We start from the raw sequence: 23,617 nt of genomic DNA, 5'->3' as shown, positions 1-23,617 counted from the left end.
CGCGCTGTCTGCGGGGATACTGAGGGTTGAAACGCGGGGGTTGAAATGTTTAGTTCGAACCGGCCGTACCGAGACCGGCACGGGTGGACGCCCTGCCGGTTTGTCCACGGGGGAGAATTGTGATGGATCGTCGTTCCTTCATCAGGAAAGCGGGTTTGATGGGGGCTGCCGCCACCGCTTCGACGGCGCTGGCCGCGCCAGCGCTTGCACAGCAGACGCCGAAGGTCACCTGGCGTATGACCTCGTCCTTTCCGAAAAGCCTCGACACGATCTATGGCGGCATCGATGACATTGCCAGCCGGGTTTCGGATGCCACTGACGGCAATTTCACCATCCAGACGTTCGAAGCCGGCGAGATCGTTCCGGGCCTGCAGGCTGCCGATGCGGTCAGCGCGGGAACTGTCGACGCCGCCCACACCTGCTCCTATTATTTCTGGAACAAGGATCCGACTTACGCCATCGGTACGACGCTGCCGTTCGGTCTCAATGCGCGACTGACGAACGCCTGGTACTACCAGGGAAACGGCAATGCGCTGATGAACGAGTTTTATGCGACGCAGGGGCTCTACGGTCTTCCGGCCGGCAATACCGGCGTGCAGATGGGCGGCTGGTTCCGCAAGGAGATCAATACGCTCGACGACCTGCGCGGGCTCAAGATGCGCATCTCGGGGCTGGCCGGCAAGGTGATTTCGAAAGTGGGCGTCGTCCCGCAGCAGGAGCTTGCTGTCGGCGATATCTATTCGGCGCTGGAAAAGGGCACGATTGACGCGTGCGAGTGGGTCGGTCCCTATGACGACCTGAAGCTTGGATTCCAGAAGGTTGCAAAGTTCTACTATTATCCAGGCTGGTGGGAGGGTGGCGCGGTCATCCACGCGCTCTTCAACCTCGAAAAATGGAATGCGCTTCCGAAGTCATACCAGACCGTCCTTGCCGACGCCTGCGCCTTTGCCAACTCCAACATGCTGGCAAAATACGATGTGAAAAACCCTCAGGCTCTGAAGGCGGTCGTCAGCCAAGGCGTAACGCTGCGGCCGTTCAGCCAAGAAATCATGGAAGCCTGCTTTCAGGCAGCCGCGGCCATCTACGCCGATCTTTCAAAGGCAAATCCATATTTCAAGAAGATCTATGACGATCAGGTTGCTTTTAAAAAGGATGCCTATCTCTGGATGCAGCTTTCCGAGTACACATTCGACACGTTCATGATGATCCAGCAACGTGCGGGCAAGCTTTGAGCCATGTTGCTGGCCTATAGGCAGGTCGAGATCGCACATTAAAAAGTCGCGGTAAAAGCGAAGTTTTAATACTGTCGCCGGTGTTCGATAGACGTTGCAATCGTTAATGCCTGTCCAATGTCAGGCGAATGGGCAATTATTTTTTAAGGGGTTTGACCTATTGTCCGCCGCGTATCAGGGGGACTGTGGATGAAGCCTCAAGACCCGAACGGCGTTCCGACAGATGTCTACCTGTCATTCGTAAGTTCACTGTTTGGAAATCGCAGCACGCTTTTCACGGGCATGATCGTGCAGATCATGACCTATGCTGCCGTCTTTTCAAAATCCGGGTCGCACTTCTATCTCTACCTCACAGCTGTTTTCATCGCCGTCTGCGCCTATCGCATCTATTGGTTTCATCGCTTCGATACCGCCGACAAGTCGGCGATGAGCCGTGAGGATATTGCGCTGTGGGAGCGCCGCTATCTGTACGGGGGCGTCTCCACCACCACGCTCCTTGGTATCGGCAGCGGCTTTGCCGTGTTTGTCCTGCAGGACATGTTCGCCGAGATCGCCTGCGTTGCGGTCACGCTTGCCTCGATGGTGGCGGTTGTCGGACGCAATTACGGATCTTCGAAGGCGGTCAACCTTCAGACGATCTCCGCATCGCTGCCGATCAGCCTCGGCTTCCTGCTTTTGCGCGATCCCTATATGCAGCTGTTGTCGGTGACCCTCATCCCCTTCGTGCTGACGACGCGGTCGATGGCCACAGGGGTGCGGGAGTTTCTCTACAAGAACGTGATCGCGGCGCGCGAAATCTCGCTGATCAACGATCGCTTCGACACGGCGCTCAACAACATGACGCACGGCCTCTTCATGCTGGATGCGAACAATCGCATTCTGGTCGTCAACCGCAAAGCCTGCGAACTGCTGCATCTAACAAACCAGGAGCAGCTCAAGGATTGCGAACTCGACGTCGTGCTGCGCTACGGCGTGCGCAATTCCTTCATCGACGGCTCGCTACCTAGCTTGATCCAGCGGCAGCTGGCGCAGCTTGTCGACGGTTCGCTGTCGCGGACGCTGATCCAGTTCAGCGAAAACCTGTTCCTCGAATTTTCTGCCAGCCGTCGTGGCGATGGCGTCGTCATCCTGATCTTCGAGGATGTGACCTCCCGCATCCGCGCTGAGCGCAAGATCCTGCATATGGTGCGCTACGACGCACTGACAGGCCTGCCCAACCGCGAATATTTTATTGATCGCGTCAAGGAAAGTCTTGTCGCGCGTGCGAAACCTGGAACGATCGGGTTTGCCGTTCTCGACATCGACGAGTTCAAGCATGTCAACGATATCAAGGGACATATCGTCGGCGACCACCTGCTGGCCGAGATCGCAGCTCGTTTAAAACGGGAGGCGAAAGATGTCGCGCTCGTGGCGCGGCTGATGGGCGACCAATTCGTGGTTTTCTTTCCGAACGAGGACGATGTCGCAGATCTCGGCCAGCGCATACGGACACTGCATGCGGCCATCGGCGGCAACTACGAGGTCGACGACACCACCTTCCGGATCTCTGTCAGTGCGGGCTACGTGATCATCGGCAGCCAGGAGTTCCGCCCGGAAGAATGGCAGATCAAGGCCGACCTTGCGCTATTCGAGGCGAAATCCCGCGCCAAGGGAAGCTGCTCGGAGTTCGAGGAGGAGATGGACGAGCGCTACATAGAGCGCCAGAAGCTCAAGGAGGAGCTGCGCGAGGCGATAGAGCAGGGCCAATTGCAGGTCGTCTACCAGCCTATGTTCCTGCCCGACGGCAGCCGCATCGATTGTTGCGAAGCATTGTCCCGCTGGAACCATCCCGAACGGGGTATGGTGCCGCCTGACACATTCGTGCAGATTGCCGAAGACATGGGTATCGTTTCCGGCATAACCCACCACATCCTCAACCTCGCCTGCCACGATTGCATGGCCTGGCCCGAAACGATTTCTGTGTCCGTCAACCTTTCCGTCCAGGACCTGCGCAGCAATGCTATCGTCTCCGTGGTGCGCAAGGCGCTGGCGGCATCGGGCCTGCCGCCAGCGCGCCTGCATCTCGAGGTGACGGAAAGCTGCCTTATGGATGAGCTTGCGACGGTGGGGGCCATCCTGACCGAGCTGCGCAGCATGGGTATAACCATTGCCATCGATGACTTTGGCACCGGTTTTTCCAGCCTGTCCTACCTCGATTCGCTGCCGATCGATGTCGTCAAGATCGACCGCTCGTTCGTGCGCAACATCACCGAGGACGAAAGGCGGCTCAAGCTGCTGCGCGGTACTGTCAATCTCTGCCGCGAACTGGGCCTTCAGATCGTTGTCGAGGGCGTCGAAACGCAGGACCAGCTCCACCTCATCAACCAGTATTACTGTGCAGATTTTGTGCAGGGCTACGTGTTTTCGAAGCCAGTTTCGAACGCCACGCTGCTGTCGATGGTGGCCGTTCTCGATGCAAAACGTGCCACCACGGTCGTGGAATATGTCGCGTAAAAAGATATCGAATTTCGCTAAAAAATCACATTTTCATACACTGAAGTTTCTATGTCATTGATTTTATTCGCGTTATTAGAAGACGTTAACCCTAATAAAATGTATCTTAATTAATTTTTAATCGCTCATTGCGAGATGGATCGCGCTCACGCATTAATCTCCTATTAGGAATTCAGGGCGTTGGCGTCATGCGTAACGAAGTTGTTCAAAGCAGTTTTTCAAACAAGCTTCTCGAAGTTCTGGATCACATCGAATACCGCCGCGTCGAGACACAGGAAGACATGGAAGAGGTCGCAAGGATGCGATACCGCGCCTACAAGCTCGCCAACATCCTGACACTCGATGGCGCCAAGCTTATAGATGCCGTCGATTTCGACGATCATGCCTATGTCTTCGGCGTCTATTTCGACGAACGGCTGATCAGTACGGTGCGTATTCACCACGTCACGCCGGACCACCGCATCAGCATCACCCGCGATATGTACCCGAAGGAAATCGATGCTTTTCTCGACAGCGGCATGACGCTGATCGATCCCGTCCGTTTCGCCGCCGACCCCGAGATCATCGGTGAAATGCCGGCCTTGCCGTATCTCACCCTGCGGATCGCCTCAATGGCAGCCGATTACTTCGATGCGGACAGGGTGCTGCAACTCGTCAGTCCGCAACATGCGCCGTTCTACAAACGGGTATTTTCCGCCGATACGGTCGTTCCGGCGCAAATGGGCGTCGGAAAATACAATATACCGCTGACGCTGATGGCGACGCGCACGCGGGAAGTGCGAACCGCTCTCTACGAACGCTTCCCGTTTTTCATCTCCGAGCCCTACGAGCGTCGCATGATGTTCCAGCGTTCGAAAGCCATGGGCTCGACGCCGCTGACCATTCTGCCGACGGCCCGCTTTGCTGCTGCCAACCGAGCCGGAACTCTGCGGCAGGCCTGACCTGATCTCCTGCTGCCCAGGCGTCACGCATTGCCTCTTGTCTCGCTTTATGAGAGCATCTGCGCGGGAGGGCCATCGACCGCGCCTTGTTGCAAGGGCATTGGTCGATAGGCGCGCAAGAGGAGGAAATCATCATGGCAGAACATCCGACCGGTCCATCCGAAACCGGCGCTCCGATGGACTATAACGAGCACGAGAAGACCTATTCCCTGTTCCTGAACGGCGCCAAGCTGCTGAGCGTGTTCGTGGCGGCACTGCTGATTGCCATGGCCGGCGGGTTTTTCGGACATGCGGGACTGGTAGGTGGCGTGCTTATCTTCGTGATTGTCGCCTTCGTCGGCTATATCATGACCCGCTGAGCGCCGATTTCGCCGGTGCGCATCAGCGTCCGTGCTTGATCAGAGGTGTGCCGGACGTGAACCGGCTGAAACGCAGCGGCGCCAGGGAGGCGTCAGGCGTGCCACCGATGATTTCGTTGGCAGCCAGCAGTCCGACCAGTGGCGCCAGCGTGACGCCGGAATGCATCATGGCAAGGTATAGGCCCGGCGCTTGCCCGGTGTCGCCGATGATGGGGAAGCCATCGACGGGCGTCGGGCGGTATCCAACGGTGTATGTTTCGAGTTCCAGATCCGCAGCATTGTCCAGCATCGTCCGCACCTCGGCAAACAGGCGGTCGGCAACGCCCTGCGCATCGCTGCCGGGATCGCTGCCGCCGAAATCACCGCCGGCAATGATGCGGCCCTCGGTCGTCTGGCGCATATGCAGATGCGGGGCGATGACGAGGCCGTTCAGGCGCTTTGGATACGGCTTCGAATGTACGATGAGGCCAGGCGGCGATGTGATCGGCAGATGGATGCCGACGGAAGCAGCGATGGCGGCCGACCCCGTGCCGGCAGCCAGCACAACATGATCGGCCATGACCGGGCCATCGGCCGTCCTGATGCCGACGATGCGACCGTTTTTCTCGATGAGCGCTTCGACGACGAGATTGGGCAGGAATGTCGTGCCAAGGCGAAAGGCATCGCCGAGCATGCAGCGGGCAGCGATTTCGGGCTCGACGGAGCCTTCCTCGGCCGCAAACAGCGCAAATTCCGGCGGGTCTGCCAGATGCGGCTCGATAGCGCGGCTCTCGTCGCGGGCGACGGAGCGCAGATCGTAGCCCCAGCCACCATGCTCGACGGCATAGGCTTCAAGCTGACCAACGGACAAGTCGAAGCACAGGGCGCCGGTCCACTGCAGCGGCAGCGTTGGCAGGTCTTCGGCCATTCGCTTCCATTCCTGCATGGCGCGCAGCCGCAGCCGAAAATAGAATTCCGGGTTGCCCCAGCTGGCATTGATCCATGCAAAGGAATTCGGCGTCGCGTCGCCGCCGGTCTTCGTAGCGACAACTGTTACGGATGCGCCGCGCATCGCCAGATGCCAAGCGATGGAGGCGCCGACGATGCCGGCGCCGATGACGATGATTTTAGGGGACGCGGATGTAAGCTGGGCCAAGCGGTGCCTCGCATGTCAGTGGCGTCCTGAGGAAGTCTGCGGCGCCTTCGGGAAGACTGTGTCACTCAGGCAGGTCTTGCAATGAGGCATTGCGAAACGACGCCTTCCGCAATGCCTGGGGATGCCCGGCGCTGGTTGCGCCGGGGTATCGTTCTATCAGCCGCGAAGACGGGCGAGGCCGTCCTTGGCCGGCTGGAAGCGCGGGTCGAGATTGAGCGCGTGCTGGTAGGACTTCTGTGCCTTCGCCTTGTCGCCGCGCTGTTCATAGACCAGCGCCTGGTTCGACCAGGATTCCGCCACCTTGTTGTCGAGGTCGATGGCGTGGTTGAAGTCGGCAAAGGCGTTGTCGAGATCCTTGTTGGCGATATAGGAGATGCCGCGGCCGTTGTAGGGCTCCGGCGAATTCGGCGACAGCGAGATCGCCTTGGAGAAATCGTCGATCGCCTTTTCCTGCTGGCCGCGCTTCTGGAAGATCAAGCCGCGGCCGTGATAGGCGCGTCCGTCCGTCGTGCCGAGCTGGATCGCCTTGGAGAAGTCGTTGAAGGCCTGGTCGTCTTGTCCGGCGAGGCGATAGATATTGCCGCGACCGATATAGGCGACATCGTAGTTCGGGTTGATCTGCAGCGCCGAGGAGTAATCGGCGGCGGCTTCCGCCTGCTTGCCCATGTTGCGGTAGACAAGCGCGCGGTTGGCATAGGCCTGGTAGAATTTCGGATTGAGCTGGATCGCCTGGTTGAAGTCGGCCAGCGACTTGGAGAATTCGCCGGCGCGGCCATAGGCCGATCCACGCACGTTGTAGCCTTCCGGATCCGACGGATTGGCGGCGATGACGGAGCTAAGCGAGGAAATGTTTTCCTGCGAACCCTGCGCCTTGTCGATGCGGATGACCGCGTCCGTGGAGTTCGTCTGGCATCCGGCAAGGCCAATCGCGGCGACGAGCGCCAGAAGCGGCAATGCTGACTTGCCGGCCCTGCAAACAGAAGCGGACCGGATCGGGGTTCGGGACTGTTCATGCGTCATAAATGCCATTCCGGATTTCGCTTTCCATGCGGTCAGATCGGGCTGTGCCGAGAGATTTGTTCATAAACTAAGATGGCGGCGGCGAATGATTCGCCCCGCCACACATACATTCGAAAACGTCGAAATAACGACTATCCGATCTTTCCTTCGCGCTGCATCTTCTTCTTGAGCGCGCGGAGCGCCTGGTCGACCTTGTTGTCGCGGACAAGTACCTGCACGAGAACACCGTTCCCCGGTTCGATTGCACCCCGCCAACCAGCCGGTCCCAGTCACCGACCCTGAAGGCAAAATTGTGTGGCTAGCCCAGCCTGAGACAGGGCAATTGGCCGTGGGCGATAGCAGATTGGGGGGTGGAAGTCTAGATGAGGGGATGGGGGAGGCCGGGAAAAAGGAGAGGTGCCGGACGTCATAACTCGGGACGGACATGCCCGCTTTATGTCGTATGCTTCGGCGCCGGGACAGGGCCTGGTCAAGGCAACTGAGCTCGTACGACGGATGCGAAAGCCGCTTTCTATCGGCGGGACGCATATGGTCATAGGATGAGGGGCCACATGGGCGCCCGGACGAACTGGTCGGAGCCGCTGAGCGCGGCCGGTTCGTGGTTGCCGAAGAGCGACAAGGCCGAGGCGGTGCCTCTGTCCGGTGCCGCCCGAAATCGAGGCAGCCGATGGCCCGCTCGAATGGTTCATCGGCGCTTTTCGATGTGGGATCGGCGCCCGCTTGCGACGGACGCCGGTTGGTCATGGGTTTAGCGGGCGATGAAGCCGCCGTTGATGAAGAGGGTCTGGGCTGTCACCCAGCCGCCGCCCGGGCCGACAAGGAACTCGATCAGTGGCGTGATTTCGTCGATCTCGCCGAGGCGGTTCTGGGGGCTCATGCCGGAGAGAAACGCTTTCGAATCGTCCGTCTCCACTGGGTAGAAGAACGAGGTGTTGAGTGGGCCAGGTGCCACGGTGTTGACCGTGACGCCCCGGTGGCCGATTTCCTTGGCAAGGGCGCGTGTGAAGTGTTCGAGCGGCGCCTTTGACCCGGCGTAGATTGCGTAGAGCCCGGTCGTTGCCGCTTGCAGCGTCGTGCCGATGTTGATGATCCGGCCGTTGTCGGCGATCCGTTTGGCTGCCTCCTGCATGCAGAAGAACGCCGCCTTGCTGTTGATTGCAAAGCTCTGGTCGAACTCGGCTTCGGTGATCTCTACGAACGGCTTCTTGACCACCTTGCCGACTGTGTTCACCACGATGTCGAGTTGGCCGAACGTCTCGTCGACCGCGTCAAACAATTTCACCACGTCGGCGACCTTTGTCAGGTCGGCGCTGAACAGAAGCGCCTCGGCACCGTAATGCTTGATCTCGGCGGCGGTCTCTTCCGCTTCGCCCCTTGATGCCTCGCCGTGATAGTGGACGGCCACCCCGCGGCAGCCGTTGCGCGCCAGCATGACGGCGTAGGCCCGGCCCTGATTGCGCGTTGCACCCATCACAACCGCTACCTTGCCATCGATGTTTTTGCTCATGTCGTTCGTTGTCATTGTCTTTCTCCTTGTTGATGAGCAAGGAATAGGCGACATGGAGGGGTGCGGCTTTCAGGATACGCGCATCGTTGTTAGTAAATCCGCACGCCGGACGGGGAATAGACATGTCAGATGCCATTCCACCCGAAGCCCCCCATGTTGCCACTACCGACACACCGGTGCCGAACTGGGGCAGGCTTGTCCGGTCGGATTTCGGGACGGCGGCGTGGAACCGGCGGAACGCCGGCGAGATCAGCCAGTCGATCCCCCATCATCTCGTGCTTTTGTCCTTCAAGCCCTTCAGCAACCGCGAGTCGCGCCTCGGCGGCACGCGGATCCGCACCGCTTCGGCTGCTAGCGGGTGCTGCGAGATCGTGCCGGCAGGGGCGGACTACTGGGCGCGCTGGCATGAGCCCAAGGAGGTGGCGGCGTTCTCGCTGTCGCAGAAGTGGCTCGATGACCTCGCCCAGTCCGACCTCGATCTGCCGGCTGCCACCGTCGTCGCGGACGCATTGCCGGTCGTCGACCGCCGTGTCGGGCTGCTCGGCGGCATGCTGCGCGACGAGCTGCGTTCGGGCACGCACGGGACAATGGCGAGCCTCGAGCTTGATTCGCTCCTCAACCTGCTCGGCATCCACCTTATCCGGCAATATGGCGTGGCTCGGCCTCAGAAGGATCTGGGCGGCCTGTCGGACCGGCAGTTCCGACAGGTGCGCGACCATATGCAGGCGCATCTTACAGACGGTGTCCGGCTCGACGCGCTGGCCGCGCTGGTCGAGCTCTCGTCAAGCCAGATGCTGCGCTCTTTCCGGCGCCGGACGGGGACGAGCCCGCACCAGTATTTCACCCGCCTACGCCTCGATCAGGCCCGCGCACTGATCGTCAATGGACGGCTGCCGCTGGCCGAGATCGCGCTCAACTGCGGCTTCTCCAGCCAAAGCCATCTCACGGCCATCATGCGCCGGGAAGATGGCCTGACCCCCGGCGCGCTGCGGGTATAGGGGGCGTAAGTGTTGGGAAGCCGGGATGTCGCTGACAAATGCCTGCACGGGAACACCGTTTCCCGGTTCGATTGAACCCCGCCAACCTGTCGATCCCAGTCACCGACCGTAACGGTAAGTGTGTCGCCCGCCCGGCTTGTGGCCGGGCGACTGGTCGTGGGGGTCGCAGATCGGGGGTGGGAGTTGAGATGAGGGGGGAGGGGTGGGGGTCGGGAGAAAATGGGGATTCTGCATTTAAAACATCAGTACCAGCTATCAACGTTAAAACTTCCCGTCCATGTGACGCGCGCCGAGTTTGAAAGGCCGATATTGACTCCATGATTTCCTGGTTCATCTCCCTAGGAAATAGGCAGAATGGTCCGGAAGCGGGAAAAATACCATTGCACAACAAAGGCTCGTTGGCTTAGCTGCAACTCAGCGTTAAGTTGTGCAAAATGTATTTTGGGAGGATTTCCGCATGATACCGGTATATCAGGATCGAGAGCAGACCGAGGCTAAGCACTTCATCCTCCGACGGTACCTGCAGACGCTCGCTTTTAAGACGCTGCAAGGCGGATGGGTGACGCTCTCTTATATTGATGGATTCTCAGGCCCTTGGAAGTCAAGAACACCGGACCACTCCGATTCGTCATTCATGATTGCAATTCAGGTTCTAAAGGACGTTCAGGCAAAAGTCCGTGCCACAGGAAAGCGGCCAATCATCAGGTGTTTTTTTGTCGAGGAGAACACTGGTTCTTTTGCTAAGCTGCAGGCTGCGGTCGCTCCCCATCACGACCCCGCCAATGGGTTCTTCATCGAGACTTTCAACGGAAAGTTTGAAGACGCCGTCCCTCAAATTCAAAATACCATGGCGAACTCCTTCGCGCTGACATTCATCGATCCCACGGGATGGACTGGGTACGGGTTCGCAAAGGTAAAGCCAATTTTCGAGCACTCGCAAGGCGAAGTATTGCTTAACTTTATGTACGACTTCGTCAGTCGGTTTACCGCATCGTCCGACCCTACCACATTAAGTTCATTTGACGGTATCCTCGGCGCGAACTGGAAGACACGTCTCGACCTATCTCAGTTGTTGCGAGAAGAAGCCCTGCTTACCCTGTTTCGTGAGCAGTTTTGGAAGGCAGGAAATTTCAAATACGTCCTAAACACCCCAATCGAGAAAATTTCTGACCGAACACATTTCCACATTGTGTACGGGACACGGAGCGTCGAGGGACTCGCCGCTTATCGGCAAGTTGAATACCAGGCTCTAAAGGGTCACGGTATGCGGAGAGCTGCAGCGAGGGAGATCAACCGCGAGAACAGGACGGGACAGCCCGATTTGTTCGGCCCAGACATTTCCGCCTCGCTGGCAGGACTTTCTATTGATGCCCAGATTAGCGATATCAAAGAGGACGCGAAAGGCTGGCTTCGTGACCAATTGCCAAGCTGTCCGAAACCGTTTTCTGAAATCTGGCCAATGATGCTCGACCAATACATGCTGCGCAAGACTGATGCTAAGCAGATTTGCGCAGAGTTGGGAAGGAGTGGGATAATAAAAGAAACTTGGCGGCTGAAGAATCCAAGACGAAAAGTCCCGGACGAAGAAGACAGCATCGAGCGTGCTTAAGCCGCAATTGATGGCATGCCGTCCCAGGTGCGGCCACGATACGACCGACCGTTTTTTTTCTTATTGTATCCGCCCCATTGTTTAAAGAAAAATGTTGTATCTGAATCGGTGCACATATCGAAGATTTCGTCGATCCAAACGGAATCCATTGGACGAGCGTTTGGCCCGGATTCACCTCCTACTATTGCCCACTGAATTCCCGTCAGATGTCCTGCTGATACAGACCCGATGAGCGGCTCGAAGGAGACGAAACGTAGGGCAGCAGGGACTAAGCGTAAGTCATCTAGGCGATGAGTGACGCGCCCGTCCTCTACGCTGGTACCCAACCAAACGTTTGGTAGAACAGGGAAGTCGTTTCGCAGAATGCTCGCCATCCTGTCAGGGCGCTTGGTCAGAATTTGGTATGTGTGCCGAGGTGTTTCCGCCATGACCGACCAGACTTTGCCAACAAAGCTGGCGGGCACGTCGGGGTGAAATAAGTCAGACATCGAGTTGACGAATACATTCCGTGGACGAGACCAGGACGCCGGTATTTGGAGAGCGTTCTCATCAAGATAGAGTGCACCAGTCCATTTTGCTCGGCCGCCTGATTTCCGAGTTAGGCCTTGATATTTTTCAACACCCATCGCTTCCAGACGCGCTGCCATCCGCATGGCGTAGCAATTTGTGCATCCAGCGCTCATTATCGTGCAACCTGCTATTGGGTTCCAAGTTGCGTCTGTCCATTCTATGGTAGTTTCTGCCATGATCGACTCCAAATCAAGGTTGTCTTAGCACGCATGGTGAAGGAACTCATTACCTCACATCGTGTAGGCAATCCATCCATGATGGTGCTGGCAGTTTCTGGCCGTAATATCGCAGTTAAAGACAAGTTCATGGTTCGTAAACTGTAGCCTATCCGCTCGCAAGTCCCCCGCAATCCCTCCCCAATTCCCGCCGTGTCGACACCTGCGTCAAATGCGTCGCAAAAGAACCGTTGTGTCGGTTTTCGATTTGCGATTTGTATGGCCCATTGGAAGAGCTCTTCCCCAAGGAGTAAGTGCGAATGCGGAAATACTCGGTTTTTGCCGTGGCTCGCGAGGCGTTACGTGGACACAAAGGCTGGGACGCCCAGTGGACCTCGCCCGTGCCGCGCAAGGAATACGATGTCGTCATCATCGGCGCCGGGGGGCACGGGCTTGGGGCGGCCTATTATCTGGCCAAGGAGCACGGCATAACCAATGTCGCTGTCATCGAGAAGGGCTGGCTCGGCGGCGGCAATACCGGCCGCAACACCACCATCATCCGCTCGAACTATCTCTATGAAGAGAGCATGCACATCTACGAGCACTCGCTGAAGCTTTGGGAAGGGCTGAGCCAGGAGCTTAACTACAACGTCATGTATTCGCCGCGCGGCGTGATGATGCTGTCGCACAACGTCCACGACCAGCAGTCGTTCAAGCGCCATATCCATGCCAACCGGCTCTACGGCATCGACAACGAGTGGATGACGCCAGAGCAGGCAAAGGCTTTCTGTCCGCCGCTCGATATCTCGGCCAGCGCCCGCTATCCGATCAACGGTGCAGCCCTGCAGCGCCGTGGCGGTACTGCGCGTCACGATGCCGTCGCCTGGGGCTATGCCCGCGCTGCGGCCGACCGTGGCGTGCACATCATCCAGAATTGCGAAGTCACCGGCATCCGGCGCGGGCCGAACGGCGAGGTCACCGGCGTCGATACGACACGCGGCCTGATCGGCACGAAGAAGATCGGCGTTTCCGCTGCCGGCCACACGACGACCGTGATGAAGATGGCCGATGTCCGCGTGCCACTGCAGTCGACGCCGCTGCAGGCGCTGGTGTCCGAGCCGCTGAAGCCGATTTTCCCCTGCGTCGTCATGTCGAACACCGTGCATGCCTATATTTCGCAGTCCGACAAGGGCGAGCTGGTAATTGGGGCCGGTACCGACCAGTACAATTCCTACTCCCAGACTGGCGGCCTGCAGATCATAACCCATACGCTCGATGCGATCTGCGAACTTTTCCCGATGTTTCGGCGCGTCAAGATGATGCGCTCCTGGGGCGGTATCGTCGACAATACGCCGGATCGCTCGGCCATCCAGTCGAGGACGCCGGTGCCGGGGCTTTACGTCAATTGCGGCTGGGGCACGGGCGGCTTCAAGGCAACGCCGGGCTCGGCCCATCTGTTTGCCCACCTGATCGCCCGAGACGAACCGCACAAGTTTTCCGCCGGCCTGGCGCTGGACCGCTTCCGGTCCGGCCGGCTGATCGACGAAGCGGCAGCTGCGGCGGTGGCGCATTGATGGCAACGATGTCTCGAGTTCGGAGCCATCCCTCCCTGTCACCGTCGGTGACATCTCCCCTACAAGGGGGGAGATCACCATCGACGCCGGTTTTCATAAGGGAAATGAATGATCTCCCCCCTTGTAGGGGAGATGTCCCGAAGGGACAGAGGGGGGCAGGCCGCCACATCCGGGCCACTCTCCGTCCTGCCGCCACACGTCACATAAGTCATACCCATCGGGCCGGGAGTTCCCCATGCTGCTGATCTACTGCCCCTACTGTCGGGAAGAGCGTTCGGAACTCGAGTTCCGCAACTGCGGCGATGCCCATATTGTGCGCCCGACCGATATTGCCGCGATCTCGGACGAGGAATTCGAGGAGTTCTTTTTCCTGCGCGATAATCCGAAGGGCCTGATTTTCGAGCGCTGGCGGCATATGCACGGCTGCGGCCGGTTCTTCAACGCGGCTCGCGATACCGTTAGCGACAAGTTCCTGCAGACCTACAAGGCCGGCGAACCGAAGCCCGATATCGACGCCACCGCAGTCACCAACGCGCCCGTCGAAACCTATGAAGCGACGGAAGGAGACGCCCGATGAGCGGCGCCAATCGTATCCCGGGCGCCGGCCGCCTGACGCCCGCCAAGACCGCCCGCTTCACCTTTGACGGCAAGACCTACACCGCGCTTGAGGGCGATACTGCCGCGTCGGCGCTGCTCGCAAACGGCGTCCACCTGGTCGGCCGCTCGTTCAAATATCACCGGCCGCGCGGCATCCTGTCGTCGGGTGCCGAGGAGCCGAACGCGCTGCTCGACATTGCGCGCGATTCGGCGCGACGCCAGCCGAATGTGCGGGCCAGCGTGCAGGAAGTGTTCGATGGCATGAAGGTGCTTTCGCAGAATCGCTTTCCGTCGCTCGGCTTCGACATCGGCGGCATCAACAATTTCCTGTCACCGTTCTTTGCCGCCGGTTTTTACTACAAGACCTTTATGTGGCCGAAGGCTGCCTGGAAGAACCTCTATGAGCCGATCATCCGCCGTGCTGCGGGTCTCGGCGTGGCGCCTACCGAGGCCGATCCGGACCACTATGCCAGCCGATTTGCCCATTGCGACGTGCTGGTGGTCGGCGGCGGCATTGCCGGCCTGTCGGCAGCGCTCGCTGCCGCCGAAGCGGGTGCCAAGGTCATGCTCTGCGACGAGCAGGCGACTGTCGGTGGCGCGCTGCATTTCGATGCCAGCGTGCGGATTGACGGCGTCGATGGCTATGACTGGGCGCAGTCCGTCGCGGCACGGTTGAAGGCCATGCCGAATGTCGAGGTGCTGACCCGCACCACGGCTTTTGGCTACTACAACCACAATTTCGTGGCGTTGGCCGAACGCGTCACCGACCATATGGCCCGCCCTGACCGCAAGCTGCCGCGCGAACGGCTGATCCAGGTTCGCGCCCGGCGCGTGATCCTCGCCACCGGCGCCATCGAGCGGCACATGGTGTTTGCCAATAACGACCGGCCGGGCATCATGCTGGCATCGGCCGCGCGCGAGTATCTCAACCATTACGGTGTCGCTGTCGGCGCCAGGATCGGCGTCTACACGGCCCATGATTCGGCCTATGAAGCCGCCTTCGACCTCAAAAAGGCTGGCGTGTCTGTGTCTGCCATCGTCGATTGCCGCACCCGGCCCGGCGAGGCGGCGCTGGCGGAAGCCCGCCGTCTCGGCATCGAAGTTCTCGCAGGCCATTCGGTCATCGATACTTCGGGCCGGCTTCGGGTATCGTCGATGACAGTTGCGCGCAACGGCGGCGGCGCCAAGCGCAAGATTGCCGTCGACGCGCTCTTGATGTCGGCTGGCTGGACCCCGTCGGTGCATATGTTCTCGCAGTCGCGAGGAAAGCTGAGGTTCGATGCAGAGGGGCAGCGCTTCCTGCCCGGCACCTATGCGCAGGATTGCCTGTCCATCGGCGCCTGCAACGGTACCGACGGCCTGCAGCAGACTATTGAGGAATCGCTGGCTGCAGGCGAACTGATGGCGCGGGCCACAGGTGCCACCGGTGACGGCAAGATCCTGCTGACCGGCGAACAGGCCTTCGAGTGGACCGGCGGCATGGTCGGCGCTGCCGAAGGTGCCGGCCCGGATACCTCCGCCAAGGCCTTCGTCGATTTCCAGCACGATGTATGCGCCAAGGACATCCGGCTTGCGGTGCGCGAGGGCATGCACTCGATAGAGCATATCAAGCGCTTCACGACCAATGGCATGGCATCCGACCAAGGCAAGCTGTCGAACATGCACGGGCTGGCAATCGCCGCCGAAGTGCTTGATCGCCCCATTCCGCAGGTGGGCCTGACGACCTTCCGCTCGCCCTATACGCCTGTCACCTACGGCACGCTGGTCGGCCATTCGCGCGGCGATCACTTCGATCCCGCTCGCAAGACGCCTCTGCACGCCTGGGAAGAGGCGCGCGGAGCGATCTTCGAAGATGTCGGCAACTGGAAGCGCGCCTGGTTCTATCCGCGTGCCGGCGAGACGATGCACCAGGCGGTCAACCGCGAGTGCCGAACCGTGCGTGCAGTGGCGGGCATCTTCGATGCCTCGACGCTCGGCAAGATCGAGGTGGTCGGCCCCGATGCGGCGGAATTCCTCAACCTCATCTATACCAACGCCTGGGATACGCTGAAGCCCGGCCGCTGCCGATACGGCATCATGCTGCGTGAAGACGGCTTCGTCTATGACGACGGCGTCGTCGGGCGGCTGGCCGAAGACCGCTTCCACGTGACGACGACGACAGGCGGTGCGCCGCGCGTGATGCACCACATGGAAGACTACCTGCAGACGGAATTTCCACATCTGAAGGTGTGGCTGACATCGACAACCGAGCAATGGGCAGTCATCGCTGTCCAAGGCCCGAAGGCGCGCGAGATCATTGAGCCTTTCGTCGAGGGCATCGACCTGTCTAACGAGGCTTTTCCGCATATGAGTGTCGCGGAAGGCAAATTCTGTGGCGTTCCGACACGGCTGTTCCGCGTCTCGTTTACCGGCGATGTCGGCTACGAGATCAATGTGTCGGCGGATTATGGACAGTCTGTGCTCGAAGCTGTCTGGGCCCGTGCGGAGAAACTCGGTGCCTGCGCCTACGGCACCGAGACCATGCACGTGCTGCGCGCCGAGAAGGGTTACATCATTGTTGGCCAGGATACCGACGGCACCGTTACCCCAGATGATGCCGGCCTCAACTGGGCGGTTTCAAAGAAGAAGGCGGATTTTGTCGGAATCCGTGGCCTGAAGCGGCCGGATCTCGTCAAGCCGGGCCGCAAGCAGTTGGTCGGGCTGATTACCAAGGATCCGAACGTCGTTCTGGAGGAGGGCGCCCAGATTGTTGCCGATCCGAACGAGCCTAAGCCGATGACTATGCTTGGCCACGTGACGTCGGCCTACTGGTCGGAAAATTGCGGTCGGTCCATCGCCTTCGCGCTGGTGGCCGGTGGCCGCGAGCGCATGGGCAAAACGCTCTATGTGCCGATGCCCGACAAGACAATCGCCGTCGAGGTGACCGACATGGTGTTCTTTGACAAGGAAGGAGGCCGGATCCATGGTTGATCAGGCAATTCGCACATCGCCGCTCGCCGGGCGCCACGGCGGCTCCGCCGGCGTTCGCCTGACACCGGCCAAGCCCGCCAGCCGAATATCGCTGCGCGCGCCCGATGCCTCCGTTGCAGCCCTGTCATCGGCGCTCGGCCTGGCCCTGCCGACAAGCCCGAAGACGTCGACGCAGACGGGAGGCCGGATTGCACTGTGGCTTGGGCCGGACGAATGGCTGGTCATCGACGACGGTGAGGTCGATCTGGTTGCCATTGCGGGCGGCTCGGGCGTGCTGCATTCGGCAGCCGATGTGTCCCACCGCAACGCCGGCATTGTCGTGTCGGGGCCTGATGCCGAAGCCTGCCTTTCGGCCGGCTGCCCGCAGGACCTGTCGCTCGCCGTCTTTCCGGTCGGCGCCTGCTCGCGCACGCTGTTCGGAAAGGTGGAGATCGTGCTGGTGCGGCTGGATGCGGAGACTTTCAAGGTCGAGTGCTGGCGGTCGTTTTCGGAGTATGTTTTCGGGCTTCTGGCCGAAGCCTCGGAAGACGCCACTGAGCGCACATATCGCTGAAGCCATCGTCCCCGCCTCGTGCGGGGATTTTTCGTTCGGCCTTGCTCAACGGTTGCGGCGATACCCCGCCAGCATTCCCCGGTTCACGGCTCGAGTGCGGCATCAAGTTCTTTGATCGAGGCGGTCAGCGCTCGGTCGAGCGGTGCGGGATCATTTTCTGTCACGAGCCATATCGTTGCTCCCTCCAGGCGGGCCAGGGCGTCGGTCGCCAGATCGCTGGCCCGCTGCGGGCCTACCTTGCCGGCGATCGTTTCTGCCAGGCGATCCCGGCATTCCGCAAAGAAGGATCGGACTGATGCCTTCGCGAGCGGCGTATCGTCTCCTGCGCCGTAAGCCAGATGCAGCGCCACGCATCGCTTCTGGTCGGCGAACGTTGCGGCAATCGCACGAAGCACGGCTTCATAGGCTGCTTTGCCATCTTTCTGATCATCGCCGATGACGGCAAACGTCTCAGCGAGTGTCATGGCGATGACGTCGGCAACGAGGGCCTCCTTGTTCGGAAACCGGACGTAGAGCGACGCCTTGCGCAACCCGACCACGTCGGCAAGGTCCTGCATCGAGGCGCCGGCATATCCCTTGTCGCGAAACAGCTCGCGGGCGGCAGCGACGATGTCTTTTCGCAGCACTTTCATTCCTGGCTTCCGGTCCCGATTGTCGACGGATCTTCCTCGCACGAAATAAACGAAATAGCCACTTGATAAAACCGACCGTTCGGTAGTATTTGATGCGGGAGGGCTTTGCGTGTGGCCCCGGCCGATCCCGGCCAACGACAAGCGCGTGTGACGCAATTTCCTTAAGCACCCATGAGGTCGAGAATGAACATCAACTATCGCACGATACAGGTGGGTGACGTCGAGGTGGCGTACCGGGAAGCCGGGCCGACCGATGCGCCCGTGATTCTGCTGCTGCATGGGTTCCCGACATCAAGCCACATGTTCCGCGATCTTATTCCGCTGCTTTCCGACCGCTATCGCCTCGTCGCTCCCGACCTGCCGGGGTTCGGGCAGACCAAGGCCCCGCCGCGTGGAACGTTCGACTATACATTCGACAACCTGGCAAAGACGATCGACGGCTTTACCGAAGCTCTCGGCCTGACATCATATGCGCTCTATGTCTTCGACTACGGCGCGCCTACCGGTTACCGGATCGCCCTCGCTCATCCCGAGCGGGTCACGGCCATTATCAGCCAGAACGGCAACGCCTACATGGATGGATTCAGCGACCAGTGGGGACCGTGGCAGGCCTATTGGCGCGAACCGACGCCGGAGAACCGGGAAGCCTGCAGGGCGTCGCTGACCCCCGAAGCCATCCGCGACTGGCAATATCTCACAGGAACCCTGCCGCAGCGGGTCTCGCCGGATGGCTACACGCTCGACATCGCCTACATGGCGCGCCAGGGAGCCGATGAGATCCAGCTCGATCTCATTCTGGACTATCGCTCCAACGTTGCGAGATATCCGGAGTTTCAGGCCTACTTCCGAAAGCATCAGCCGCCGTTGCTTGCCGTCTGGGGCAGGCATGACCCGGCGTTCATTCCGCCCGGCGCCGAGGCCTACAAGCGCGATCTTCCGAATGCGGAGGTGCATCTCCTGGACACCGGCCACTTCGCGCTGGAGACGCATGCATTAGAGATCGCCGGGTTAATTCGCACCTTCCTGGAAAATCGCCTTCAGCCCCCGGCTCGGTGATTTCGCCTGCGCCGAGGGGACAGCGCCGTGTCCATGAGTTTACTCATGGTCCTCCGGCCTGTCCTTCGGATCGAACTGGGTGATGGTGATCCAGGTGGCGGTGAGGGCGGGCTTGCGTTCGTCCTCGATCTCGACCGTCACCTCGTAGGTGAGCATGATCATGCCGGCGCCGCGGAAGCGGGCTTCAGTGAGGATGAAATGGCCACGGATGCGATTGCCGGGCTTCACCGGAGACATGAAGCGGACTTTTTCAAAGCCGTAATTGATACCCATCGTCTGCTCGCGGATTTTCGGCAGGCAATCGTAGTTCATGGCCGACAGCAGCGACAATGTCAGGAAACCGTGGGCAATCGTGCCGCCGAACGGGGTCTCGGCGCGGGCCCGTTCCGGATCGACGTGAATGAACTGATGGTCGTGGGTGGCATCGGCAAATGCGTCGATCATCGTCTGGTCGACGAGCATCCATGCAGACAGTCCGACTTCCGTGCCGACGATATGCTGGACGTCCGATAGTGAAATCTCGCGTGGCATTGTCTCTCCTTCGATCGGTATCGATGACCAAGACGTACATCGCTCAGGCGATGAAAGCGATATGAATTCTTTAGGTTTATCGCCTCTGGACCAAGAAACGGACGATGCGTGAGGGGACCGAAATATGCCCGGCAACCTCCGCCTCACTGCCGGCGGAAAGCAGGCGCCACGGGTGGTCGCCCGAGACGGGAAGCGTGAACGTCTGCTCCGCATGCGTCCGGTTGATCACGACGGCGAGACGCGCCGGTTTCCGATCGAGACGGTCGACCGTGTTCAACACCATCGTCAACGTGGATAGATCGGGTGTCTGCCATTGCTCAACCGTCATCGACGCTGCAGAAAGCGAGAGCCAGGCGACGTCATCGTCGGTCAGGAAGTCGGTTTGCGAAAAAATCACGAAGCGCTTGCGGACATCTGCAAGAAACGCGGTATGGCTCACCAGTTCCTCGTCGAACGCCGCCCAGTCCACCCAGGTGATGGCGTTGTCCTGGCAATAGGCATTGTTGTTTCCGCGCTGCGAACGTCCAGCTTCGTCGCCGGATGTCAGCATGATCGAGCCGCGCGTTGCAAACAAGGTCGACAGCATCGCCATGACATCAGTGCGACGTCTCGTGATGATCTCGCTGTCGTCGGTTTCACCCTCGACACCGTTGTTCCAAGAGAGATTGTCGCTATGGCCGTCGCGGTTGTTCTCGCCGTTGGCCTCATTGTGCTTCTGGGTGTTGGAGACGAGGTCCATCAGTGTGAACCCGTCATGGGCGGCAAGGAAGCTGACGCTGCGGGTCTGCTTGCGGCCGTCGCGCTCGAACGATGGTGCCGAGCCGGCGAGCAGGGTCGCAAGATCGCCGGTCATGCCTTGGTCCCCGCGCCAGTAGCGGCGCGTGTCGTCGCGGGCGCGGTCGTTCCACTCGAGGAACGGCGCCGGGAAATTGCCGAGCTGGTAGCCGCCGGGACCGATATCCCAGGGTTCGGCGATCATGACCCTGTCGGCCAGTACGTCATCGGCCAGCATGGCGCTGAGCGTTTCGCCGTGGGGCTGGAAACCTTCGGCGGTACGGCCGATGATCGGCGCCAGATCGAAGCGGAAACCGTCTATGCCTGCCTGCAGCACGAAATGACGCAGGCTGTCTATGATCAGCTGGCGGATATAGGGATGGTCGCAGGCCACCGTGTTACCGGTGCCCGTGTCGTTGACGAGTTCACCGGGGCGTCCCTCCACGTGGCGGTAGAAAGACAGGTTGTCGAGACCACGCAGCGACAGGGTGCTGCCCTCCCGGTCGCTCTCGCCGGTGTGGTTGAACACCAGATCGAGAATGACGGCGATGCCTTCTGCATGCAGCGCCGCGACAGTGTCGCGAAGCTCCGTCATGCCGCCAGGGACCAGCCGGGGGTCGAGCGCCATGAACGACACCGGATTGTATCCCCAACCGTTGGTCAGCCCGAGCGGTGGCAGATGCCGCTCGTCGATCCAGGCGGTGATCGGCATCAGCTCGATGGCATCGACGCCGATCCGCTTCAAATGGCGGATAACCGCGGGATGGGCGAGGGCGCCGACCGTGCCGCGCCGACCCTCGGGGACATCGGTATTGAGGATGGTGAAGGGCTTGACGGCCACTTCGTAGATGAGACCACCGGGCGCGAACCGTGGTGCCTCGCGCCTTGCGGCGATGTCGGCTGTCACGACCGCCTTCGGCATCAGCGCTGCCGTATCCTCGCCGAAAATTCCGAGCCGGCTGTCGTAGACGAAGGGACGGTCGAAGATCCTGGCATAGGGGTCAGCGAGCAGTTTTGCCGGATCGAACCATAGGCCGTTATCGGGATCGTAGGGACCGTGCGCCCGGTAGCCGTAGCGCGCACCCTCTCTCAATCCCGGCACGGCGATGCGGTGAACATCGCCATCCCGCGCCATCGGCAGGCGCGCCGTTTCAGCGCCCGCCATATCATAAATGCAGAGCTCGAGCAGGGTAGCGCGGCTGGACCATACCGCAAATTCGGCGCCGTCGGTTGTGAGGACGACGCCGCCCTGCTGCAGCTTTTTTGCCATCTGCCGGATCAGGTGATGACGGTCGGTGCAGGGCGACCCGTTCGTCCGCTGATGTCGGCAACCGACTGGGCTGCTGCGATCAGATCGGCAAGTGCTGCCTGCGTCTCGATGTTGTGGCGGGTCGAGTCCGGCTCGTAGCGCTCGATGTAGAGGCGCAGCGTTGCGCCAGACGTGCCGGTGCCTGAAAGCCGGAAGACGATGCGAGAACCGCCCTCGAACAGGATGCGGATGCCCTGGTTGTTACTGACCGACTTGTCGACCGGATCGTGGTAGGAGAAGTCGTCGGCGGACGTAACAGTCAGGTTGCCGATCTTGGTGCCCGGAAGAGTTGGCAGCTTTTCGCGCAGCGCGTCGATCAGGCCGTTGGCGGCTTCCGTGTCGACGCCTTCATAGTCGTGGCGCGAATAGTAGTTGCGGCCATAGGTCGCCCAATGCTGGCCCATGATGTCGGCAACGCTTTCGCCGCGCACCGCCAGGATGTTGAGCCAGAGCAGCACCGCCCAGAGGCCGTCCTTTTCGCGAACGTGGTTGGAGCCGGTGCCGGAGCTTTCCTCGCCGCAGATCGTCGCCATGCCGGCGTCGAGCAGGTTGCCAAAGAATTTCCAGCCGGTCGGCGTCTCGTACATGCCGATGCCGCGCTTTTCGGCGACCCGGTCCGCAGCCCCCGAAGTCGGCATGGAGCGGGCGATACCGACGATGCCGTGCGAATAGCCGGGTGCGAGGTTCGCATTGGCGGCAAGAATGGCGAGGCTGTCGGACGGGGTCACGTAGGCGCCCTTGCCGATGATCAGGTTACGGTCGCCGTCGCCATCGGATGCCGCACCGAAATCGGGGGCATCGTCGCTCATCATCTCTTCGTAGAGTTCATGGCAATTGGCGAGGTTCGGGTCCGGATGGTGGCCACCGAAGTCGGGAAGCGGCTTGAAGTTGCGGACAGATCCCGAGGGTGCGCCGAGGCGATTTTCGAGGATTTCCTTGGCATAGGGGCCGGTGACTGCGCTCATGGCATCGAAACAGATGCGGAAGCCGAGGCTGATCAGGTTGCGGATGGCGCCGAAGTCGAACAGCTCTTCCATAAGCGCTGCGTAGTCCTCGACCGAATCGATGACCGAGACGATCATGCCGCCCGGCATTTCTTCCTTGCCGATGCGGTCGAGATTGACGTCGGGGAAGTCGGCGATCTTGTAGCTGTCGATGACCTTGGTGCGTTCAAAGATAGCGTCGGTGATCTTTTCAGGGGCAGGGCCGCCGTTTCCGGTGTTGTATTTGATGCCGAAGTCTTCGGTCGGACCGCCGGGATTGTGGCTTGCCGAGAGGATGATGCCGCCGAAGGCCTTGTATTTGCGGATGACATGGGAGGCGGCCGGGGTCGACAGGATGCCGGCCTTGCCGACCATTACCTTGCCGAAGCCATTGGCTGCGGCCATCTTGATGGCCTTCTGGATGACATCGCGATTGTAGTAGCGACCGTCGCCGCCGATGACCAATATCTTGCCCTGAAAGCCTTCCAGCGAATCGAATATCGACTGGATAAAGTTCTCGGCATAGTTCGGCTGCTGAAATTCCGGGACTTTCTTGCGCAGGCCGGAAGTGCCGGGTTTCTGGTCAAGATAGGGTGTTGTCGGAACCGCTTTGATCATC

General features: G+C 60.2%; 19 protein-coding genes and 1 pseudogene. 11 read left to right on the top strand and 9 right to left on the bottom strand.

The features are described 5' to 3' along the window. The first annotated feature begins 122 nt into the window (after positions 1 to 122). The 4 genes from PR018_RS12245 to PR018_RS12230 all read left to right on the top strand — a co-directional run bounded on the left by PR018_RS12245 (position 123) and on the right by PR018_RS12230 (position 5,025). Positions 123 to 1,232: a TRAP transporter substrate-binding protein gene (locus tag PR018_RS12245; RefSeq protein ID WP_142830502.1), complete on the top strand. Its 1,110-nt coding sequence runs from the start codon at positions 123 to 125 to the stop codon at positions 1,230 to 1,232. A gap of 189 nt (positions 1,233 to 1,421) precedes the next feature. After that, the gene (locus PR018_RS12240) at positions 1,422 to 3,725 is read left to right on the top strand and encodes a putative bifunctional diguanylate cyclase/phosphodiesterase (protein ID WP_142830504.1); all 2,304 of its coding nucleotides are present in this window, start codon (positions 1,422 to 1,424) and stop codon (positions 3,723 to 3,725) included. Positions 3,726 to 3,913: 188 nt separating this feature from the next. Next, complete coding sequence (locus PR018_RS12235) at positions 3,914 to 4,666, top strand: N-acyl amino acid synthase FeeM domain-containing protein (protein ID WP_142830506.1); 753 nt, start codon at positions 3,914 to 3,916, stop codon at positions 4,664 to 4,666. 134 nt (positions 4,667 to 4,800) lie between these two features. Further along, positions 4,801 to 5,025, top strand: coding sequence for an aa3-type cytochrome c oxidase subunit IV (locus PR018_RS12230; protein ID WP_142830508.1), 225 nt, complete (start codon positions 4,801 to 4,803; stop codon positions 5,023 to 5,025). A gap of 22 nt (positions 5,026 to 5,047) precedes the next feature. Here PR018_RS12230 and PR018_RS12225 read toward each other — a convergent pair whose 3' ends face one another. The 4 genes and pseudogenes from PR018_RS12225 to PR018_RS12210 form a co-directional block, all read right to left on the bottom strand. Further along, positions 5,048 to 6,160 (bottom strand): NAD(P)/FAD-dependent oxidoreductase, encoded by a 1,113-nt coding sequence (locus PR018_RS12225; RefSeq protein WP_142830510.1) that lies wholly within the window; start codon positions 6,158 to 6,160, stop codon positions 5,048 to 5,050. 156 nt (positions 6,161 to 6,316) lie between these two features. Further along, complete coding sequence (locus PR018_RS12220) at positions 6,317 to 7,180, bottom strand: tetratricopeptide repeat protein (RefSeq protein ID WP_224127942.1); 864 nt, start codon at positions 7,178 to 7,180, stop codon at positions 6,317 to 6,319. A 143-nt stretch (positions 7,181 to 7,323) separates the two neighbouring features. After that, positions 7,324 to 7,449, bottom strand: a pseudogene (locus PR018_RS28465) (small ribosomal subunit protein bS21); the annotation flags it as partial. A gap of 479 nt (positions 7,450 to 7,928) precedes the next feature. Continuing rightward, positions 7,929 to 8,702, bottom strand: a complete 774-nt coding sequence (locus tag PR018_RS12210) for an SDR family oxidoreductase (protein WP_202617173.1) — start codon at positions 8,700 to 8,702, stop codon at positions 7,929 to 7,931. A gap of 71 nt (positions 8,703 to 8,773) precedes the next feature. Here PR018_RS12210 and PR018_RS12205 point away from each other — a divergent pair, with 71 nt between their 5' ends. Together PR018_RS12205 and tcmP are read left to right on the top strand one after the other, a co-directional pair. Further along, positions 8,774 to 9,685, top strand: coding sequence for a helix-turn-helix domain-containing protein (locus PR018_RS12205; RefSeq protein ID WP_142830513.1), 912 nt, complete (start codon positions 8,774 to 8,776; stop codon positions 9,683 to 9,685). Positions 9,686 to 10,142: 457 nt separating this feature from the next. Next, a complete protein-coding gene (gene tcmP / locus PR018_RS12200; protein ID WP_142830515.1) occupies positions 10,143 to 11,294 on the top strand; it encodes a three-Cys-motif partner protein TcmP in 1,152 nt (383 codons plus the stop codon). On the opposite strand, the gene PR018_RS12195 is transcribed toward tcmP, so the two are convergent. Beyond that, positions 11,291 to 12,040 (bottom strand): DUF5131 family protein, encoded by a 750-nt coding sequence (locus PR018_RS12195; protein ID WP_142830517.1) that lies wholly within the window; start codon positions 12,038 to 12,040, stop codon positions 11,291 to 11,293. The genes tcmP and PR018_RS12195 overlap by 4 nt on opposite strands. 299 nt (positions 12,041 to 12,339) lie before the next feature. On the opposite strand from PR018_RS12195, the gene PR018_RS12190 reads away from it, so the two are divergent. The 4 genes from PR018_RS12190 (at position 12,340) to PR018_RS12175 (ending at position 17,713) form a co-directional block, all read left to right on the top strand. Then, a complete protein-coding gene (locus tag PR018_RS12190) occupies positions 12,340 to 13,593 on the top strand; it encodes a sarcosine oxidase subunit beta family protein (protein ID WP_142830519.1) in 1,254 nt (417 codons plus the stop codon). Between the two features lie 235 nt (positions 13,594 to 13,828). Beyond that, positions 13,829 to 14,170, top strand: a complete 342-nt coding sequence (locus tag PR018_RS12185) for a sarcosine oxidase subunit delta family protein (protein WP_142830521.1) — start codon at positions 13,829 to 13,831, stop codon at positions 14,168 to 14,170. Continuing rightward, the gene (locus tag PR018_RS12180) at positions 14,167 to 17,160 is read left to right on the top strand and encodes a sarcosine oxidase subunit alpha (RefSeq protein WP_142830523.1); all 2,994 of its coding nucleotides are present in this window, start codon (positions 14,167 to 14,169) and stop codon (positions 17,158 to 17,160) included. The genes PR018_RS12185 and PR018_RS12180 overlap by 4 nt, the downstream gene beginning before the upstream one ends. Further along, entirely contained in the window at positions 17,153 to 17,713 is a 561-nt protein-coding gene (locus PR018_RS12175) for a sarcosine oxidase subunit gamma (RefSeq protein ID WP_142830525.1), read from the top strand. The genes PR018_RS12180 and PR018_RS12175 overlap by 8 nt, the downstream gene beginning before the upstream one ends. Positions 17,714 to 17,796: 83 nt before the next feature. Here PR018_RS12175 and PR018_RS12170 read toward each other — a convergent pair whose 3' ends face one another. Further along, the gene (locus PR018_RS12170; protein WP_142830527.1) at positions 17,797 to 18,345 is read right to left on the bottom strand and encodes a TetR/AcrR family transcriptional regulator; all 549 of its coding nucleotides are present in this window, start codon (positions 18,343 to 18,345) and stop codon (positions 17,797 to 17,799) included. A 183-nt stretch (positions 18,346 to 18,528) separates the two neighbouring features. Here PR018_RS12170 and PR018_RS12165 point away from each other — a divergent pair, with 183 nt between their 5' ends. Beyond that, the gene (locus PR018_RS12165; RefSeq protein WP_142830529.1) at positions 18,529 to 19,401 is read left to right on the top strand and encodes an alpha/beta fold hydrolase; all 873 of its coding nucleotides are present in this window, start codon (positions 18,529 to 18,531) and stop codon (positions 19,399 to 19,401) included. A gap of 39 nt (positions 19,402 to 19,440) precedes the next feature. Here PR018_RS12165 and PR018_RS12160 read toward each other — a convergent pair whose 3' ends face one another. From PR018_RS12160 to PR018_RS12150, 3 genes are all read right to left on the bottom strand, one after another. Continuing rightward, the gene (locus PR018_RS12160) at positions 19,441 to 19,932 is read right to left on the bottom strand and encodes a MaoC family dehydratase (protein ID WP_111218770.1); all 492 of its coding nucleotides are present in this window, start codon (positions 19,930 to 19,932) and stop codon (positions 19,441 to 19,443) included. A gap of 76 nt (positions 19,933 to 20,008) precedes the next feature. Further along, entirely contained in the window at positions 20,009 to 21,976 is a 1,968-nt protein-coding gene (gene glgX / locus PR018_RS12155; RefSeq protein WP_142830531.1) for a glycogen debranching protein GlgX, read from the bottom strand. A gap of 8 nt (positions 21,977 to 21,984) precedes the next feature. Beyond that, positions 21,985 to 23,616: an alpha-D-glucose phosphate-specific phosphoglucomutase gene (locus PR018_RS12150; protein ID WP_142830533.1), complete on the bottom strand. Its 1,632-nt coding sequence runs from the start codon at positions 23,614 to 23,616 to the stop codon at positions 21,985 to 21,987. Position 23,617 lies beyond the last annotated feature (1 nt).

The sequence above is a fragment of the Rhizobium rhododendri genome (genome assembly GCF_007000325.2).
GTDB classification, from domain to species: Bacteria; Pseudomonadota; Alphaproteobacteria; order Rhizobiales; family Rhizobiaceae; genus Rhizobium; species Rhizobium rhododendri.
This window is presented reverse-complemented; position numbering and strand designations above follow the sequence as displayed.

Bases quoted from the DNA above. Each gene is read 5' to 3' on its own strand.
- glgX (WP_142830531.1), bottom strand. From the start codon at position 21,976: ATGGCAAAAAAGCTGCAGCAGGGCGGCGTCGTCCTCACAACCGACGGC.
- PR018_RS12150 (WP_142830533.1), bottom strand. From the start codon at position 23,616: ATGATCAAAGCGGTTCCGACAACACCCTATCTTGACCAGAAACCCGGC.
- PR018_RS12180 (WP_142830523.1), top strand. From the start codon at position 14,167: ATGAGCGGCGCCAATCGTATCCCGGGCGCCGGCCGCCTGACGCCCGCC.
- PR018_RS12240 (WP_142830504.1), top strand. From the start codon at position 1,422: ATGAAGCCTCAAGACCCGAACGGCGTTCCGACAGATGTCTACCTGTCA.
- PR018_RS12195 (WP_142830517.1), bottom strand. From the start codon at position 12,040: ATGGCAGAAACTACCATAGAATGGACAGACGCAACTTGGAACCCAATA.
- PR018_RS12210 (WP_202617173.1), bottom strand. From the start codon at position 8,702: ATGACAACGAACGACATGAGCAAAAACATCGATGGCAAGGTAGCGGTT.
- PR018_RS12185 (WP_142830521.1), top strand. From the start codon at position 13,829: ATGCTGCTGATCTACTGCCCCTACTGTCGGGAAGAGCGTTCGGAACTC.
- PR018_RS12160 (WP_111218770.1), bottom strand. From the start codon at position 19,932: ATGCCACGCGAGATTTCACTATCGGACGTCCAGCATATCGTCGGCACG.
- PR018_RS12175 (WP_142830525.1), top strand. From the start codon at position 17,153: ATGGTTGATCAGGCAATTCGCACATCGCCGCTCGCCGGGCGCCACGGC.
- PR018_RS12235 (WP_142830506.1), top strand. From the start codon at position 3,914: ATGCGTAACGAAGTTGTTCAAAGCAGTTTTTCAAACAAGCTTCTCGAA.
- PR018_RS12190 (WP_142830519.1), top strand. From the start codon at position 12,340: ATGCGGAAATACTCGGTTTTTGCCGTGGCTCGCGAGGCGTTACGTGGA.
- PR018_RS12220 (WP_224127942.1), bottom strand. From the start codon at position 7,180: ATGACGCATGAACAGTCCCGAACCCCGATCCGGTCCGCTTCTGTTTGC.
- PR018_RS12230 (WP_142830508.1), top strand. From the start codon at position 4,801: ATGGCAGAACATCCGACCGGTCCATCCGAAACCGGCGCTCCGATGGAC.
- tcmP (WP_142830515.1), top strand. From the start codon at position 10,143: ATGATACCGGTATATCAGGATCGAGAGCAGACCGAGGCTAAGCACTTC.
- PR018_RS12245 (WP_142830502.1), top strand. From the start codon at position 123: ATGGATCGTCGTTCCTTCATCAGGAAAGCGGGTTTGATGGGGGCTGCC.
- PR018_RS12170 (WP_142830527.1), bottom strand. From the start codon at position 18,345: ATGAAAGTGCTGCGAAAAGACATCGTCGCTGCCGCCCGCGAGCTGTTT.
- PR018_RS12165 (WP_142830529.1), top strand. From the start codon at position 18,529: ATGAACATCAACTATCGCACGATACAGGTGGGTGACGTCGAGGTGGCG.